The following is a 15,550-nucleotide window of genomic DNA, read 5'->3' on the forward strand; positions in this document are numbered from 1 at the left end:
CGCTTTATCCCCAAACTTAAAGTACAAGGTGGGTAACACAGAGCTCTTGGCTAAGTGCCACTTTAAATGCTTGGCGTTGCCCATCTAATTCCACCACGAGTTCGTAGAGATCTTTTGGATCGGGATCATTAAGATCGGCATACTTTGGTGCTTCGATCTGGAATAAAGCACTCGCATGATCCGCTCGGACATCGATAGGAATATGGTAAGTCATGCCATTAAACTTAACCGATGCCGATACTAAGCCCGGCGCAAAAGTTTGATAGTACAAGTCGACTTTAAACTCACAACCACCACCGTGGTGCCAAATCTGCTCGGTTGCTACACGGTCTAAACGCACATTGCGAATAAACTGCAGATACGGTTCTTGCCATACCCCTAAGCGCTCGTCACTCTTTTGGTATTCATGATCCGCAAGTGAGCACAACTCAGGTTTATCCTCATCCAACAGAAGATCTTCTTCTTCCTCAAGGAACAGGATCTCAAAACGGTTACGCCCCATCTGCATGAACGGACGAATGTCTTTCTTGTACACGCTTTGTGAGCCGTCACAGTCAAACAATGCTACCCCGTTCAAACGCACTTCTGCATGGTAATCCACACCACCCAACACCATTTCTACCGCAGGGAATGCCATCATGGATTCGTCCACTTCAATGTCGTGCATCAGGTGCCACTCTTGCTGACGAATCGCTTCTTCAGTCAGTTCAGCAGGCAATACCTGACTCAAAGGAGCAGGGAAAGTAATGTCATCCTGTGGGATAGAAAGGTCCGTCAGTGGAGAGACTTGCCATAAACCGGCGAGTGAGAGTTGCATATACACCTTGAGCTAGATCAATTTTCACGCATTATAGGGAGAAATCCCCTATAAACTCAATGTGAATTATTTATCGCCTCCACATTCGTCAGTTTTTCAAGGTATAAAAAAACCAGCGTTAAACGCTGGTTTTTCCAAAAGTAGTGAGCTTTGATTACTCGTCGTCTTCATCTTCTTCAGGGTAAAGCGCATCTTCGCCTTCGTAGTACGTACCCCAACCGTCATAGATGATGTCGTATTTTTCTGCCAAGTGAATCAATTTTTCAACTTGCGCATCAATCGCTTCTGCGTCTAGTGCGGACTCCATAGTCGCATCACAGCAAAGCAACTTGTTACCATCTTCATCTTCAGTTTCTTCTGCTTCAAGAACTTCAAAGCCCATCTTGAATGCTTCAACTACCGCTTTTTCTAGCGTGTCAAAATCTTCGGCAAACAGGTGGTGCTCAATTTCGTATAGCGAATCTGGATCGCTGCCATCTTCTAGCAATGCTGCAATGATATCGCGAGTCTCTTCCTTTTGAATCTCAATTAATTCTTCTACTGATAGATATTCATCTTCGTGAGACATGTTTTGGCTCCAGATTAGTTACTTGATGGAAACACAATACCCGATACTGAGTATGCTGATCCGGTGAAATATGGCATGGATTGCGATGAAAAGCCACAAACAAACATCATACCACTGCGATTCTTATCGGTTATTTGAATCTAAATATTAAACCGACCACACAAAGAAACAAAAAATTAACAAAGAATGGCATTTTTTAATATTCAGAACATCCTAATTGACACTTAATGTGGTTATTTTCTCTTTCTATGCGTGTTTATGATGCTTTCTTGAATACACTCACGTGTAAAACGAAGAAGCATAACGAATAAATTCACTTTAATAATGCATAATTTAGAATAAAAATGCAGGTTTTATGCACTGTGCGTATATTCTTTCTCAACGGGAAAATTAGAATAAAAACGCACGCACTCTAATTTTAGCAAAATAGCATTTATATCTAATAATAAATTTAATAAGAATCAAAATAAAAATAAAAAACTCACAAAACCAGAAATACCAGAATATAAACAAAACTTGATAACTTGCATCTTTCTAGGAAGCTTGTCATAACTAATGGCTGGAAAATTTGTAAGGATACAAAATGAGCAAGCTGTACGTTGGATCAGAAGTTGGTCAACTTCGACGAGTTCTATTAAATCGCCCTGAACGCGCCCTAACCCACTTAACTCCGTCAAACTGTCATGAGTTGCTATTTGATGACGTTCTTGCTGTAGAAGCGGCAGGTGAAGAGCACGATGCATTCGCACGTACGCTGCGCGAGCAAGACGTTGAAGTGCTTCTCCTCCACGATTTACTGGTCGAAACCCTCGCTGTTCCAGAAGCAAAACAATGGCTGCTGAACACTCAGATTTCTGACTTTCGTTACGGGCCAACCTTTGCGCGAGACCTACGCCAATACTTTTCAGAAATGGATGATGAACACCTTGCCTGCATCTTTTTAGGTGGCTTAGCTTACTCAGAGCTACCGATCTCCTCATCTTCTATGCTGCCAAAAATGAAGCGTCCTCTCGACTTTGTTATTGAGCCACTGCCTAATCACCTCTTTACTCGTGATACCTCATGCTGGGTTTATGGCGGCGTTTCTCTTAACCCGATGATGATGCCTGCACGCCAACGTGAAACAAACCACTTACGTGCGATTTATCGTTGGCACCCAATTTTTGCTGGCCAAGATTTTATCAAATACTTCGGTGACGATGATCTGCATTATGATAATGCGAATGTCGAAGGCGGTGATGTGTTGGTTATTGGTAAAGGTGCAGTTCTTATCGGTATGTCTGAGCGTACGACTGCACAAGGTGTAGAGAACCTTGCAGCAAGCCTATTTAAAGCAGGCCAAGCGACCGAAGTGATTGCAATTGATCTGCCTAAACACCGCTCATGTATGCATTTAGACACCGTGATGACCCATATGGATGTAGATACTTTCTCTGTCTACCCTGAGATCATGCGCAAAGATCTCGACACATGGCGCTTAACACCAAAAGGCAACGGTGAAATGCATGTTGAAGCCTCACATAACTATCTGCACGCGATTGAGTCCGCTCTTGGCTTAGATCAGCTGAAAATCATCACCACTGGTGGCGACAGCTATGAAGCGGAACGCGAACAATGGAATGACGCCAATAACGTTCTAACTGTAAAACCGGGCGTAGTAATTGGTTACGAACGCAACGTATACACCAACGAAAAATACGATAAAGCTGGCATCAAAGTACTGACAGTACCTGGTAACGAGCTTGGTCGTGGTCGCGGTGGCGCTCGCTGTATGAGCTGTCCAATAGAACGAGACGATATATAACTTACTCGTCCCTTTACATTAGGTGAATCAAAACTAAGGTTGATGTGAATACATCAACCTTTTTTAGCTTTAATTAAAAATAATTATTCACAATAAAAGCATTTATATGTTTTAATGAATTCTATTAATCTAATCACATGTACTAAGGGACGAGCTATGGCTTTCAATTTACGTAACCGCAACTTTTTGAAGCTATTGGACTTCTCAACCAAAGAAATCCAGTTTTTGCTCGAACTGTCTGCAGAGCTGAAAAAAGCTAAATATGCAGGAACAGAGCAGAAGACACTTCAAGGTAAAAACATCGCACTAATCTTTGAGAAATCTTCGACTCGTACCCGATGTGCGTTTGAAGTCGCTGCCTTTGACCAAGGTGCTCAAGTCTCTTACATCGGCCCTTCTGGCTCGCAGATCGGTCATAAGGAATCGATGAAAGACACCGCTCGCGTCCTTGGTCGTATGTATGACGGGATTGAATACCGAGGCTTTGGCCAATCCATTGTTGAAGAGCTTGGTACTTATGCTGGTGTTCCAGTGTGGAATGGTTTAACGGATGAGTTCCACCCAACCCAGATCCTTGCTGACTTCCTGACCATGCAAGAGCACGGCCGTGGTAAACAGCTACATGAAGTAACCTTCGCTTACCTAGGTGATGCGCGCAACAACATGGGTAACTCACTTATGGTGGGCGCAGCGAAAATGGGCATGGATATTCGCCTTGTCGCGCCAAAAGCGTTCTGGCCTGAAGAAGATCTCGTGGCAACTTGTCAAACTATCGCGCAACAAACCGGTGCAAAAATCACGTTAACAGAAAGCGTTGAGGAAGGTGTGAAAGGTTGTGACTTCCTATACACCGACGTTTGGGTGTCTATGGGTGAGTCTGCCGAGGCATGGGATGAACGTGTAGCGTTAATGACACCTTATCAAATCAATATGGACGTGATTAAGCAAACGGGTAATCCACATGTGAAATTCATGCACTGCCTTCCAGCTTTCCACAATGATGAAACCACCGTCGGCAAAGAAGTCGCTGAAAAATACGGTATGAAAGGCCTTGAAGTAACAGAAGAGGTATTTGAATCGGAATACTCCATCGTATTCGACGAAGCTGAAAACCGTATGCACACCATCAAAGCCGTGATGGTTGCGACGCTAGGAAGCTAAACCAGCGCGCAAAAACAGCCGATAAAAACCATGATGTAATCGCTTGCGCTCACGAAAGTTAAGCGTATAATGCTCGGCAATTTGTCTGAGGATTAAGAAATGACCACGCTGATTGCTGACGTAAAAACGCGATTTGCTCTCGCTAAGCGACTACGCTTACGTGGTGTTATTTTCGTTAATTCTATTGAATTTTAAAACCTCCCCATTGGGGAGGTTTTTTTATGTCCAAAATTCCTTTCGGTTATTTGGATGTAGTCATCAATGTTATAGGGAAGAAGATCATGGCGAACTCGCTTTACCAGAAGCACATCATCTCTATTCCAGAGCTTTCACGCGAAGAACTGGAACTTATCGTAGAAACAGCAGGTAGCCTTAAAAAAGCACCTCGACCAGAACTGATTAAAAACAAAGTCGTTGCAAGTTGTTTCTTTGAACCATCAACACGTACACGTTTATCGTTTGAAACAGCGATTCAGCGCATTGGTGGTGACGTGATTGGCTTTGATAATGATGGTAATACCTCTCTGGCGAAAAAAGGCGAAACACTCGCAGATTCAGTACAAGTCATCTCTTCTTACGTCGATGCCTTTGTGATGCGTCATCCACAAGAAGGCGCCGCTCGCTTGGCCTCTGAATTTTCAAATGGCGTGCCAGTGATCAACGCGGGCGACGGTGCAAACCAACACCCAACTCAAACGCTACTCGACCTATACACCATCGCGGAAACACAAGGGCGTCTAGACAACCTGAACGTCGCATTCGTAGGTGATCTAAAATATGGCCGCACAGTGCACTCACTGACTCAAGCCTTAGCAAAGTTTAACAACATCCGCTTCTTCTTTGTTGCACCAGATGCGCTGGCAATGCCAGATTACATCTGCGAAGAACTAGATGAAGCTGGCATTCAATATAGCCTACACACAGACATGGAAAGTGTGATTCCTGAACTGGATATTCTGTACATGACACGCGTACAGAAAGAACGTTTTGACGAATCGGAATACGCACATATTAAGTCGGCTTACATCCTAACGGCGGCACTACTAGAAGGCGCGCGTGAGAACTTGAAAGTGCTGCACCCACTACCACGTGTGGATGAAATTACAACTGATGTTGATAAAACGCCTCATGCTTACTTCTTCCAGCAAGCTCAAAATGGCGTGTATGCTCGCCAAGCACTGCTGGCGCTTGTTCTAAACGAAACACTGTAATCGAGGGGAAAAATCATGGCTAAAGAAACTCAATTGCAGGTAGAAGCAATCAAAAATGGTACGGTCATCGACCACATCCCTGCGCAAATCGGCATCAAAGTATTAAGACTGTTCGATATGCACAATTCATCACAACGCGTAACGATTGGACTGAACTTGCCATCATCAGCACTCGGTCATAAAGATCTACTCAAAATCGAAAATGTGTTTATCAATGAAGAGCAAGCGAGCAAGCTAGCGTTGTATGCTCCTCACGCGACCGTGAATCAAATCGAGAATTATGAAGTGGTGAAAAAGCTCGCGTTAGAGCTTCCTGAGCGCATCAATGATGTATTTGAATGCCCGAATTCAAACTGTATTTCTCATAATGAACCAGTAGAAAGCAGCTTTAGCGTGTTCGAGAAGAAACAAGAAATCCGCCTAAAGTGTAAATACTGCGAGAAAGTGTTCTCACGCGAGATCGTAACCGAGCGATAAACACGCCGCACGACTAGGCTGTGATACGTTTAAAATACCCTGCAATGTCAGGGTATTTTGCTCTTTACCTACCGAGGGTTTAGAGGCAAACTGAGAATCTTTATTCCCTACAACTGATGGAAAAAATCAAATGACGAAAGTACTTCACACTGAGTCTGCACCAGCAGCAATCGGTCCTTACGTTCAAGGCGTAGATCTAGGTAACATGGTTCTTACTTCAGGCCAAATCCCAGTAAACCCAGCGACAGGTGAAGTGTCTGCTGATATCGCAGAACAAGCTCGTCAGTCTCTAGAAAACGTAAAGGCTGTAGTTGAATCTTCAGGTCTTAAAGTATCTGATATTGTAAAGCTAACGGTTTTTGTTAAAGACCTAAATGACTTTGGCACAGTGAACGAAGTTTACGGCAAGTTCTTTGATGAGCACGGCGTAGCAAACTACCCTGCACGCTCTTGTGTAGAAGTGGCTCGCCTACCAAAAGATGTTGGCATCGAGATTGAAGCAATTGCAGTTCGCAAATAATTGTACTTGCTGACAAACATAAAAAACGGGTAGCTCAGGCTACCCGTTTTTTATTGTCTTTTCGTGATGATATCGCAGTAAAACTTAAGCAGCATTACGCTGTTTGACTTCTTCATCTAACGATTCAAGCTTCTCTTTCATCTGTTCACGACAGATATTCGCTAACTCGCGAATGCCCTCTTTACCATAGCCTTCAGTGCTGATTGGAGGTAGCATTTCAACAATCACATGACCATTGTTCCAACGGTTCAGCTTAATTTTATTCGTCGAGCTACATACGATAGGAATGATTGGCACACCTGCTCCAATTGCCGCATGAAAAGCACCTGTTTTGAATGGCAGCAAACCACGCCCACGAGAACGCGTGCCTTCTGGGAACATCCACACCGAAACATCACTTTCTTTCATGCTGCTCACGACCTGATCGATAGTACCTTTTGCTTTAGAGCGATTCGCTCGGTCAATCAGAATGTTACCCGTAAGCCAGTAAAGCTGACCAAACAGTGGCATCCAAGCCAAGCTCTTTTTACCTACTGTCACAACTTTCGGAGTCACAGCCGCAGAAACAGTAAACATGTCCCAGTTGTTCTGGTGGTTAGCAATGTAAACATGTTGGCCGCGTGAATACGCATCTTCAGGGATACGCAACTCTAACTTAATCCCAAACACACGAGACATCTTGGCAAACAAACGGCCAAAAGTGAAAACGTGCTTAGGGTTTCTAGGGCTTAATAGGCAGTAACCACAACCACCAATAAACATAACAATCGCAAAGATAGCGACAGCAAATACACGTAACAGTGCAATCATTCTTGTTCTCCAGGAACCGGCTTTTGCCAGATACAGCTATTAATATCTCTCTTTCCATAAAGGGAAAATATGGTCATGAGAGTGATATAAAAAAGCCGAAACTCAGGTTTCGGCTCTCTTGATATCCAAGTTACCTGCGGTGCAGTTTAACTTGCCTAGCTCACTCGCTCAATATTTGCGCCAAGTGCAGCCAGTTTATTTTCGATTTTGTCGTAACCACGGTCGATATGGTAAATACGATCAACGACGGTTTCGCCTTTAGCAATGCAACCTGCAATAACCAAACTAGCCGAAGCTCGTAGATCGGTTGCCATCACTTGCGCACCGCTGAGTGACTCAACATCACCACAGATAACCGTATTGCCTTCGATCTCAGCTTTAGCGCCCATACGCATGAGTTCTGGTACGTGCATAAAGCGGTTTTCAAAGATAGTCTCTGTGATCACGCCGCCACCTTTCGCCATCATGTTCAGAAGCGTAAATTGAGCTTGCATATCCGTCGGGAAACCAGGATGTGGCGCAGTACGTACACTTACCGCTTTTAGCTCGCGGTCGGTCATATCAACGGAGATCCAATCTTCACCCGTTTCGACAAGCGCGCCAGATTCTTCCAGCTTGGCGAGAACCGCTTCAAGCAAATGAGCATTAGTGTTGCGACATACCACTTTACCGCCAGATACTGCTGCTGCGACAAGGAATGTTCCCGTCTCAATACGGTCAGCAACCACGTTGTGTTTACAACCGCCTAGGCGCTCAACACCTTCAATCGTAATGGTATCTGTGCCAGCGCCAGAGATTTTTGCGCCAAGCTTATTTAGGAAATCAGCGGTATCGACGATTTCAGGCTCACGCGCAGCGTTATCTAGTGTTGTTGTGCCTTCCGCCAGCGCTGCGGCACACATGATGGTGATCGTCGCGCCTACGCTGACTTTATCCATCACGATGTGCGCGCCTTTTAGACGACCATCCACTTCTGCTTTCACATAACCATCTTCTAATGTAATGGTTGCGCCAAGCTGCTCTAAACCAGAAATATGCAGATCCACAGGACGAGCGCCAATAGCACAACCGCCTGGTAAAGAAACCTGACCTTGACCAAAGCGCGCCACCAAAGGACCCAAAGCCCAAATAGAAGCACGCATGGTTTTCACCAAGTCATAAGGCGCACAGTATTCTGTAATACTGCTTGGATCAACATGAACAGAGCCATTGCGGCTTACTTTCGCGCCTAAACGCTTAAGCAATTCCATGGTTGTATCGATATCACGAAGGTGTGGTACGTTTGCCACTTCTACTGGCTCTTCCGCCAAGATAGACGCAAATAAAATCGGCAGTGCTGCGTTTTTTGCACCTGAAATGGTCACTTCACCAACTAGTGGTTTATCTGACCCAATAACTCGAAACTTTTCCATCAATAAACCTTAAAGCGACATCAATTTCTTATCACGAGCCCACTCTTCTGGTGTGAACGCTTTGATTGATAATGCGTGAATGTCGTTACGCTGGATGTATTCCATCAGAGGAGCATAAATTAGCTGCTGCTTCTTAACGCGGCTCATTCCATCGAAACAAGCATCAACAGCAACCACTTCATAGTGGCTACCTTCACCTTTCACATGCACTTCTTGAAGGTTTAGTGCTTCTTCTAATAACTGTTGTACTTTTGCGCTATCCACAATTTACCCCTGATAATTCTGTATGTGTTTGGCCACTAAAGATTCAACATTGCTCAGTTGAAACAAAGTGCGCAGTTGCGCCGGCACGAAACTGAGCATTATATGACAGTTTTGCTTTTTTGCATGCTCTAATAAGTGGATTAACATCACCATTCCTGCAGAGTCGACGCGCTCTATCTCTTTTAGCGAGCATTCCAGCTCCGATTGAGCAGGTTGCCATTGCTGTGCATACGCCCACAATGAAGGCACTGTATCTCTATCAAGTGCCCCTGTTAGCTTAAGAATGTTTTGATCCAATTGCCACTGAGCGGGAGTCTGGGCCATTATTTCTTAGCCTCGAAGCGGATCGGTTCTGCGGCCAATTTTTCTAGGTCTTTAGCAACAGATAGAATACCTTCTTGACGAATTTTACTGTTCCATTCGGATTGTTTACTAGAAAGCAAACTAATGCCCTCTGCAATCATATCGAATGCTTCCCACTCACCAGACTGGTTGTCTTTACGCAGTTTAAACTCAAGTTTGATGTTTGGACGCGGAGTATCGATGATATCAACTTTAATGCTTGTAATACGCTTAGAGTCATCAATGCTAGGCTCAGGACCAAACTCAATTTTTTGGTCAGAGTATTGCGTCAACACTTGTGCATAAGACGCAATCAGGTACGCACGAAATGCATCGATAAACTCAAGTACATCTTCACGCTTAGCACCTTTTAAGTTTGGACCAAGAAGTTTTAACCCTGCATAGCGGTAGTTGACGTAAGGCATTAGCTCTTCTTCAACGATCACTTTAAGTAAATTTGGATCTTGTTTGATTTTCGGCTGTTCGGCTTTCAATCTTTCGAACGTGACTTCAGCTACCTGCTTCATCATCTTATAAGGTTCAGTTTTATCCACCTCTGCTGCTGTTGCTCCAAAGACGCTAAACACAGCACAAACTGAAAGTAGTAATCTCGCTAACATAGTTATTCCTTACTTGAGTCGTCTGAACCACCTACGCTGTATAGTACTTGACCAATTAAGTCTTCAAGCACAAGCGCCGATTTGGTGTCTTCGATGGTATCACCATCCACCAGCATGACTTCATCATCAAAAACGAAGCCAGGTACTAAACCAATGTATTGCTCACCAATCAGGCCAGATGTCAAAATTTGTACGCTCGACGTTTCTGGGAACTGATTGTATTTGCTATTGATAGATAGTGTTACAACTGGCAATAAGTTGTCTGGGTTAAGCGAAATACTACTTACTCGACCAATCACAACGCCCCCCACTTTTACGGGCGAACGAACTTTTAAACTGCCAATATTATCGAACTCGGCTTTGAGGGTATAAGTATCACCAGAGCCAATGCTTTTTACGTCAGCAACTTGAAAAATCATCACAAGAATCGCGCAAATTCCCGCTAATACAAAGCTGCCAACCCATAATTCAGTTTTACGTGTTTGTTGCATGATTAATTCCCAAACATCAATGCGGTCAGTACAAAGTCTAATCCTAGTACTGCTAAAGAAGAATGCACAACAGTGCGCGTAGTTGCTCGGCTGATCCCTTCCGATGTTGGAATAGCATCATAACCGTTAAATAGAGCGACCCAAGTAACCGTAATTGCAAACGCAAAACATTTGATCATACTGTTACCAATGTCTTGTCCTAGCTCAACAGAGGACTGCATCGCTGACCAAAAACTGCCGTGATCAACGCCTTTCCAGTCAACACCAACAAGCTGAGCGCCCCAAATTCCCACAGCCATGAAAATCATAGCCAGTAAAGGCATTGAGATAACCCCAGCCCAAAACCGTGGTGCAATCACTCGTTTCAATGGGTCTACCGCCATCATTTCAAGGCTAGACAGTTGTTCCGTTGCTTTCATTAGACCTATCTCTGCGGTTAACGCAGAACCGGCACGACCAGCAAACAAAAGTGCAGTAACAACGGGTCCTAATTCACGGAGTAACGAAAGCGCTACCATTTGCCCCAAACTGCCTTCTGCGCCGTAATCCACCAACACAACATAGCCTTGTAGACTCAAAACCATTCCAATGAACAGACCAGATACGACGATGATCGCCAGCGACTGAACACCAACAGAATAAAGTTGCTTAACAAGCAGAGGAAAGCTTCTGATCGGTTGTGGCTTAGAAAATAGCGCCCCAATCAACATGAAAGTCGCACGACCAAATGCTCCGCAAATAGAAAGCGTGCGTCGACCCAGCGAGGCGACAAAGTGAATGAAGTTATCGACCATCAAATAAGTCCTTTTCGATACTTTGAGAAGGGAAACGAAACGGTACAGGACCGTCGGCATCACCTTGTAAGAACTGCTGGACACGAGGATCAGAGTTTTGAGTCAGCTCTTCTGGCGTACCATAGGCGATGATTTTTCCATCGGCCATCAGGTATACCCAGTCAGCAATACTCATGACTTCAGGTACGTCGTGAGAAACCACAATAGAGGTCAAACCTAACGCTTGGTTTAGATTGCTAATTAGCTCAACCAAAACGCCCATAGTGATTGGGTCTTGCCCCACAAACGGCTCATCGTACATGATCAGGTCAGGATCAAGTGCGATTGCACGAGCCAAAGCAGCGCGTCTTGCCATACCACCTGAAAGCTCACTCGGCATTAATTGCGCCGCGCCGCGCAGACCGACAGCTTCGAGCTTGAGTAACACCATGGTGCGAATCAAATCTTCCGATAAATCGGTATGCTCTCTCAATGGAAAGGCGACATTATCAAAAACATTCAAATCAGTGAATAAAGCCCCTGACTGGAACAACATGCTCATTTTCTTTCGAGCATGGTAGAGTTTTTTACGCGAGAGAGAGGGAATATTGTCGCCATCAAACCAGATCTCTCCTTGCTCGGGATACAACTGACCACCAATCAAACGCAGCAGTGTTGTTTTACCAATTCCCGATGGTCCCATAATGGCCGTCACTTTGCCCTCAGGAACATGCAGATCAATATCATCAAAGATCATGCGTTCTCCCCGTGAAAAAGTGAGGTTGTTCACGGTGACTAAATCGTTGTTCGACATATCATCTCTTCTACTGTAGGAGCGTTGCAACTCACGGAATCATCAAGCAGATACTCATCGGAGTTGAATTCTACGTTTAATAAAGTAACGTCGGTACATTTATTAGGCTGCAATCATAAGCACATTGGCGTTGAATTTAAAGCACTGTTCAATTAAATAAAGTCGACTATATCCCTGCAATTTCTCATGGTTTATGACCTAATTAGCACGAAGTGTTTAAATCCTAGACCAGAATTGCTCATTTAAATGAGTGAGATTTACATACATTTTCGTTACTAACCTTTAATTTATTCTTCGTTTATCTTCCATTTTAGGCCGCAAAAGGTCAAAATTAGCGGTTATTCATTTTACTTATTTAATACTTAGGAATTCTCATGCTCGAAGCCGTTGCGTTGCTTATAGTCGGTCTTGTTTTGCTTGTTTGGAGTGCAGATAAACTTGTTTTTGGCTCTGCAGCGATAGCCCGCAACGTCGGTATTTCCCCGCTTGTCATCGGCATGACAATCCTTGCGATGGGCTCATCTGCCCCTGAGATGATGGTATCTGCAACCGCTGCTTGGGATGGTAAAACAGATACAGCGGTGGGTAACGTATTAGGCTCAAACATAGCGAACATTGCGTTAATCCTAGGTATTACAGCGCTGATCAAGCCTTTGTCGATTAGCTCCGCCGTCATCCGCCGAGAACTTCCACTCATGATAGCCGTAACCGTACTCGCTGGTATTCTGCTTTGGAATAGCCATCTCGGTTTTTATGAGGGTGTCTTATTGTTTGTACTCTTTGGGGCATTTTTATTTGCTATGTTGCAAATCAGCCGCAAAGAGCAAAAATCAGGTGATGTTTTTCTTGATGACCAAGAGTCAGAGATCCCAGAAGGCGTCAGTAACCCTAAAGCAATCATGTGGGTGGTTATTGGCTTGATACTGCTTCCTTTGGCAGCCAGCATGCTGGTTGATAACGCGGTAATTATTGCTAAACACTTTGGTATGAGCGACCTTGTTATCGGTCTAACTATTATCGCCATTGGCACTAGCCTGCCAGAACTAGCCGCATCACTTGCGGGAGTTTTAAAGGGTGAAGACGACATGGCTGTCGGTAACATTATCGGTTCGAATGTGTTTAACATTCTGGCGGTAATGGGGATTCCTGGCATCATTAATCCATCGGTGCTCAGTGAGTACGCGATGGGACGTGACTTCTGGGTCATGTTAGGAGTTTCATTGTTACTTGTCGCGATGTGTTTGGGTAAATCACGCAGTATTAACCGTATTGAAGGTGCCATCTTGTTTGTGTGCTTCTTAGGTTACCAAGTGTACTTATTCGCAAACATGACCGCTTAATTACCACGATCAATAAGTAGAGATCTGATATGTCCAATCAATTTGATTTTCGCGCTGCTGCTAAACAAGTTCTTGATATCGAAGTTGCTGCTCTGCAAGAGCTAGATACCTACTTTGATGATCAATTTGAAAAAGCGTGTGAACTTATCCTTTCCAACAACGGCAAAGTTGTCGTTATGGGTATTGGCAAGTCAGGCCATATTGGTAACAAGATTGCCGCCACTCTGGCAAGCACTGGGACTTCGGCGTTTTTCGTTCATCCAGGCGAAGCCGCACATGGTGACTTGGGTATGATTAGCCCTGGTGACATTGTGCTGGCAATTTCTAACTCTGGTGAATCAAACGAAATTCTGTCTCTATTTCCAGTATTAAAGCGCCTGAATATTAAGATCATCAGCATGACAGGTAAGCCAGAATCAAATATGGCCAAGCTGTCTGACTTACACCTGCAAATTACGGTACCTCAAGAAGCTTGTCCGTTAGGCCTGGCGCCAACTAGCAGTACGACTGCCACATTAGTGATGGGAGATGCATTAGCCGTAGCTCTGCTTCAAGCTCGTGGTTTTTCTGCCGAAGATTTTGCCCTATCTCACCCAGGTGGTGCACTGGGGAGAAAACTGCTACTTAAGTTGTCTGATATTATGCACTTTGGAGAAGCGTTACCTAAAGTTTCTCCTGACGCATTAATTCGCGATGCCCTGCTTGAAATTTCAGAAAAGGGGTTAGGCATGACAGCCATCGTCGATGAGCACGATGCTATGCTTGGTATATTCACCGATGGTGATTTACGTCGTACCTTAGACAAGCGTATCGATATTCATACGACGGCAATTGGCGAGGTCATGACGACAAACCCAACCACAGCACACCCTGATATGCTGGCGGTTGAAGGTTTGAACTTGATGCAGAATAAAAACATTAACGCTCTGATTTTATGTAAAGACGAAAAAATTGTGGGTGCACTGAACATGCACGATTTACTAAAAGCTGGCGTGATGTAATATCAGCACAAACATTTAAATCATTTATTAGACGAATAAAGGCAATGGTCAGGGAAGTACTGAGCTAAACGATAGGCCTTCATTATATGAGTTTTACTCGCCTTATTTATTTGCTCTTGATCTTCGTTGTAGCGTGGTGCGGTTATTACCTACTAACCCCTAAAGGCAACGACGCAATTCAAGTAGCACCAGATTCTGAACTGCCCATGTTCAGTGGTTCTGGATTAGAAAACATCACCTACGGTGAAGATGGTGTCCGCAGTTACATCATTCGCTCCACTAACTTAGACCATTATGCTAAGAGTGGAGATACTATTTTTAATAACCCGACTTTGATGGTTTACCGTGAAGGTAGCGTCATTGAATGGAAGGTGACTGCCACAAGAGCAGTGTTAGATGAAGACCAAGTTTTGACTTTATATGACAAAGTCTTAATGCAAAATCTTCTGCCTGGTGCGAGTTTTGATACCATGGCAACAGACAAATTGGTCATTAATCTAACCAATCGTGATTTTAAAGCTGACCAACAAGTAATGTTGGTTGGACCACAATTTGAAACTACTGGAGGCGCAATGCAAGGTAACTTAAAACAGCATACTGCGACTCTGACAGATGAAGTTCAAGGTCGATATGAAACCGTTACACCTTAGCCTACTGGCACTGGTATTGGCGGCGCCTCAAGCGCTGGCACTCAAGTCGGATACTCAACAGCCGGTTTACATAAACTCTGACACCCAACAGGTGGATATGAAGAGTAACCAGGTTGTTTTTGAAGGCGATGTATCTCTTAAGCAAGGGAGCATCAATATCGATGCTGATAGAATCGTGGTAACTCGCGATCCTAAAACCGAAGCAATTAAACAGATTCAAGCATTTGGTAAACCTGCGAAGTTTTCTCAGCTGATGGACGATGGTAAAACACTTAGTGGTCAAGCTACGGAGCTGGATTACCGTATTTCTACAGACGAACTGACCATGAAAGGTCAAGCGCAGCTGGCGCAAGACAACAACACCATCAAAGGTTCTTCGATTCGTTACCAAATTGGTAAACAAAAGCTAGTCGCAGATAGCTCTAAGGAAGAGCGCGTTACGACCATTTTGCAACCCAATCAGATAGAGAACTAA

General features: G+C 44.2%; 20 protein-coding genes. 10 read left to right on the forward strand and 10 right to left on the reverse strand.

Translation table 11 applies throughout. The features are described 5' to 3' along the window. Window positions 1-16: 16 nt before the first annotated feature. Both R7P80_RS26255 and rraB read right to left on the reverse strand, forming a co-directional pair. On the reverse strand, window positions 17-817 hold the full coding sequence (locus R7P80_RS26255) for a glycosyl hydrolase 2 galactose-binding domain-containing protein (protein ID WP_050941213.1): 801 nt from the start codon (window positions 815-817) through the stop codon (window positions 17-19). A gap of 154 nt (window positions 818-971) precedes the next feature. Further along, entirely contained in the window at window positions 972-1,385 is a 414-nt protein-coding gene (gene rraB, locus R7P80_RS26260; RefSeq protein ID WP_005381081.1) for a ribonuclease E inhibitor RraB, read from the reverse strand. Window positions 1,386-1,968: 583 nt separating this feature from the next. On the opposite strand from rraB, the gene arcA reads away from it, so the two are divergent. The 6 genes from arcA to R7P80_RS26290 all read left to right on the forward strand — a co-directional run bounded on the left by arcA (window position 1,969) and on the right by R7P80_RS26290 (window position 6,558). Beyond that, the gene (gene arcA, locus R7P80_RS26265) at window positions 1,969-3,189 is read left to right on the forward strand and encodes an arginine deiminase (RefSeq protein WP_005381082.1); all 1,221 of its coding nucleotides are present in this window, start codon (window positions 1,969-1,971) and stop codon (window positions 3,187-3,189) included. Between the two features lie 156 nt (window positions 3,190-3,345). Next, the gene (locus R7P80_RS26270; RefSeq protein WP_053303448.1) at window positions 3,346-4,350 is read left to right on the forward strand and encodes an ornithine carbamoyltransferase; all 1,005 of its coding nucleotides are present in this window, start codon (window positions 3,346-3,348) and stop codon (window positions 4,348-4,350) included. Between the two features lie 99 nt (window positions 4,351-4,449). Continuing rightward, a complete protein-coding gene (locus tag R7P80_RS26275) occupies window positions 4,450-4,545 on the forward strand; it encodes a hypothetical protein (RefSeq protein ID WP_005381084.1) in 96 nt (31 codons plus the stop codon). A gap of 86 nt (window positions 4,546-4,631) precedes the next feature. Further along, a complete protein-coding gene (gene pyrB / locus R7P80_RS26280; RefSeq protein ID WP_005381085.1) occupies window positions 4,632-5,561 on the forward strand; it encodes an aspartate carbamoyltransferase in 930 nt (309 codons plus the stop codon). Window positions 5,562-5,576: 15 nt separating this feature from the next. Further along, complete coding sequence (gene pyrI, locus R7P80_RS26285; RefSeq protein WP_005381086.1) at window positions 5,577-6,038, forward strand: aspartate carbamoyltransferase regulatory subunit; 462 nt, start codon at window positions 5,577-5,579, stop codon at window positions 6,036-6,038. Window positions 6,039-6,168: 130 nt separating this feature from the next. Next, on the forward strand, window positions 6,169-6,558 hold the full coding sequence (locus R7P80_RS26290) for a RidA family protein (protein ID WP_005381087.1): 390 nt from the start codon (window positions 6,169-6,171) through the stop codon (window positions 6,556-6,558). A gap of 84 nt (window positions 6,559-6,642) precedes the next feature. Here R7P80_RS26290 and R7P80_RS26295 read toward each other — a convergent pair whose 3' ends face one another. The 8 genes from R7P80_RS26295 to mlaF all read right to left on the reverse strand — a co-directional run bounded on the left by R7P80_RS26295 (window position 6,643) and on the right by mlaF (window position 12,084). After that, window positions 6,643-7,368 carry a 1-acylglycerol-3-phosphate O-acyltransferase gene (locus R7P80_RS26295; RefSeq protein ID WP_005381088.1) on the reverse strand — a complete coding sequence of 242 codons (726 nt, stop codon included), beginning with the start codon at window positions 7,366-7,368 and terminating at the stop codon, window positions 6,643-6,645. A 155-nt stretch (window positions 7,369-7,523) separates the two neighbouring features. Next, window positions 7,524-8,780 (reverse strand): UDP-N-acetylglucosamine 1-carboxyvinyltransferase, encoded by a 1,257-nt coding sequence (murA, locus tag R7P80_RS26300; RefSeq protein WP_225492029.1) that lies wholly within the window; start codon window positions 8,778-8,780, stop codon window positions 7,524-7,526. A gap of 9 nt (window positions 8,781-8,789) precedes the next feature. Then, a complete protein-coding gene (gene ibaG, locus R7P80_RS26305) occupies window positions 8,790-9,044 on the reverse strand; it encodes a BolA family iron metabolism protein IbaG (protein WP_005381092.1) in 255 nt (84 codons plus the stop codon). Window positions 9,045-9,047: 3 nt separating this feature from the next. Continuing rightward, window positions 9,048-9,368 carry a lipid asymmetry maintenance protein MlaB gene (locus tag R7P80_RS26310; protein WP_005381093.1) on the reverse strand — a complete coding sequence of 107 codons (321 nt, stop codon included), beginning with the start codon at window positions 9,366-9,368 and terminating at the stop codon, window positions 9,048-9,050. Then, the gene (gene mlaC / locus R7P80_RS26315) at window positions 9,368-10,006 is read right to left on the reverse strand and encodes a phospholipid-binding protein MlaC (protein ID WP_005381098.1); all 639 of its coding nucleotides are present in this window, start codon (window positions 10,004-10,006) and stop codon (window positions 9,368-9,370) included. The genes R7P80_RS26310 and mlaC overlap by 1 nt, the downstream gene beginning before the upstream one ends. Window positions 10,007-10,008: 2 nt before the next feature. After that, on the reverse strand, window positions 10,009-10,497 hold the full coding sequence (gene mlaD, locus R7P80_RS26320; protein WP_005381099.1) for an outer membrane lipid asymmetry maintenance protein MlaD: 489 nt from the start codon (window positions 10,495-10,497) through the stop codon (window positions 10,009-10,011). A gap of 2 nt (window positions 10,498-10,499) precedes the next feature. Next, on the reverse strand, window positions 10,500-11,291 hold the full coding sequence (mlaE, locus tag R7P80_RS26325; RefSeq protein WP_005381100.1) for a lipid asymmetry maintenance ABC transporter permease subunit MlaE: 792 nt from the start codon (window positions 11,289-11,291) through the stop codon (window positions 10,500-10,502). Further along, entirely contained in the window at window positions 11,281-12,084 is an 804-nt protein-coding gene (gene mlaF / locus R7P80_RS26330; protein ID WP_005388422.1) for a phospholipid ABC transporter ATP-binding protein MlaF, read from the reverse strand. Before mlaF ends, mlaE begins: the two co-directional genes overlap by 11 nt. 374 nt (window positions 12,085-12,458) lie before the next feature. Between mlaF and R7P80_RS26335 the strand changes: the two genes are divergently transcribed. From R7P80_RS26335 to lptA, 4 genes are all read left to right on the forward strand, one after another. After that, complete coding sequence (locus R7P80_RS26335) at window positions 12,459-13,424, forward strand: calcium/sodium antiporter (protein ID WP_005381102.1); 966 nt, start codon at window positions 12,459-12,461, stop codon at window positions 13,422-13,424. Window positions 13,425-13,453: 29 nt separating this feature from the next. Further along, window positions 13,454-14,425 carry an arabinose-5-phosphate isomerase KdsD gene (gene kdsD / locus R7P80_RS26340; protein WP_005381104.1) on the forward strand — a complete coding sequence of 324 codons (972 nt, stop codon included), beginning with the start codon at window positions 13,454-13,456 and terminating at the stop codon, window positions 14,423-14,425. Window positions 14,426-14,511: 86 nt separating this feature from the next. Next, window positions 14,512-15,075 carry an LPS export ABC transporter periplasmic protein LptC gene (gene lptC / locus R7P80_RS26345; RefSeq protein ID WP_005381106.1) on the forward strand — a complete coding sequence of 188 codons (564 nt, stop codon included), beginning with the start codon at window positions 14,512-14,514 and terminating at the stop codon, window positions 15,073-15,075. Next, complete coding sequence (lptA, locus tag R7P80_RS26350; RefSeq protein ID WP_005381109.1) at window positions 15,056-15,550, forward strand: lipopolysaccharide transport periplasmic protein LptA; 495 nt, start codon at window positions 15,056-15,058, stop codon at window positions 15,548-15,550. The genes lptC and lptA overlap by 20 nt, the downstream gene beginning before the upstream one ends.

The sequence above is a fragment of the Vibrio sp. 2092 genome (genome assembly GCF_033339635.1).
GTDB classification, from domain to species: domain Bacteria; phylum Pseudomonadota; class Gammaproteobacteria; order Enterobacterales; family Vibrionaceae; genus Vibrio; species Vibrio alginolyticus.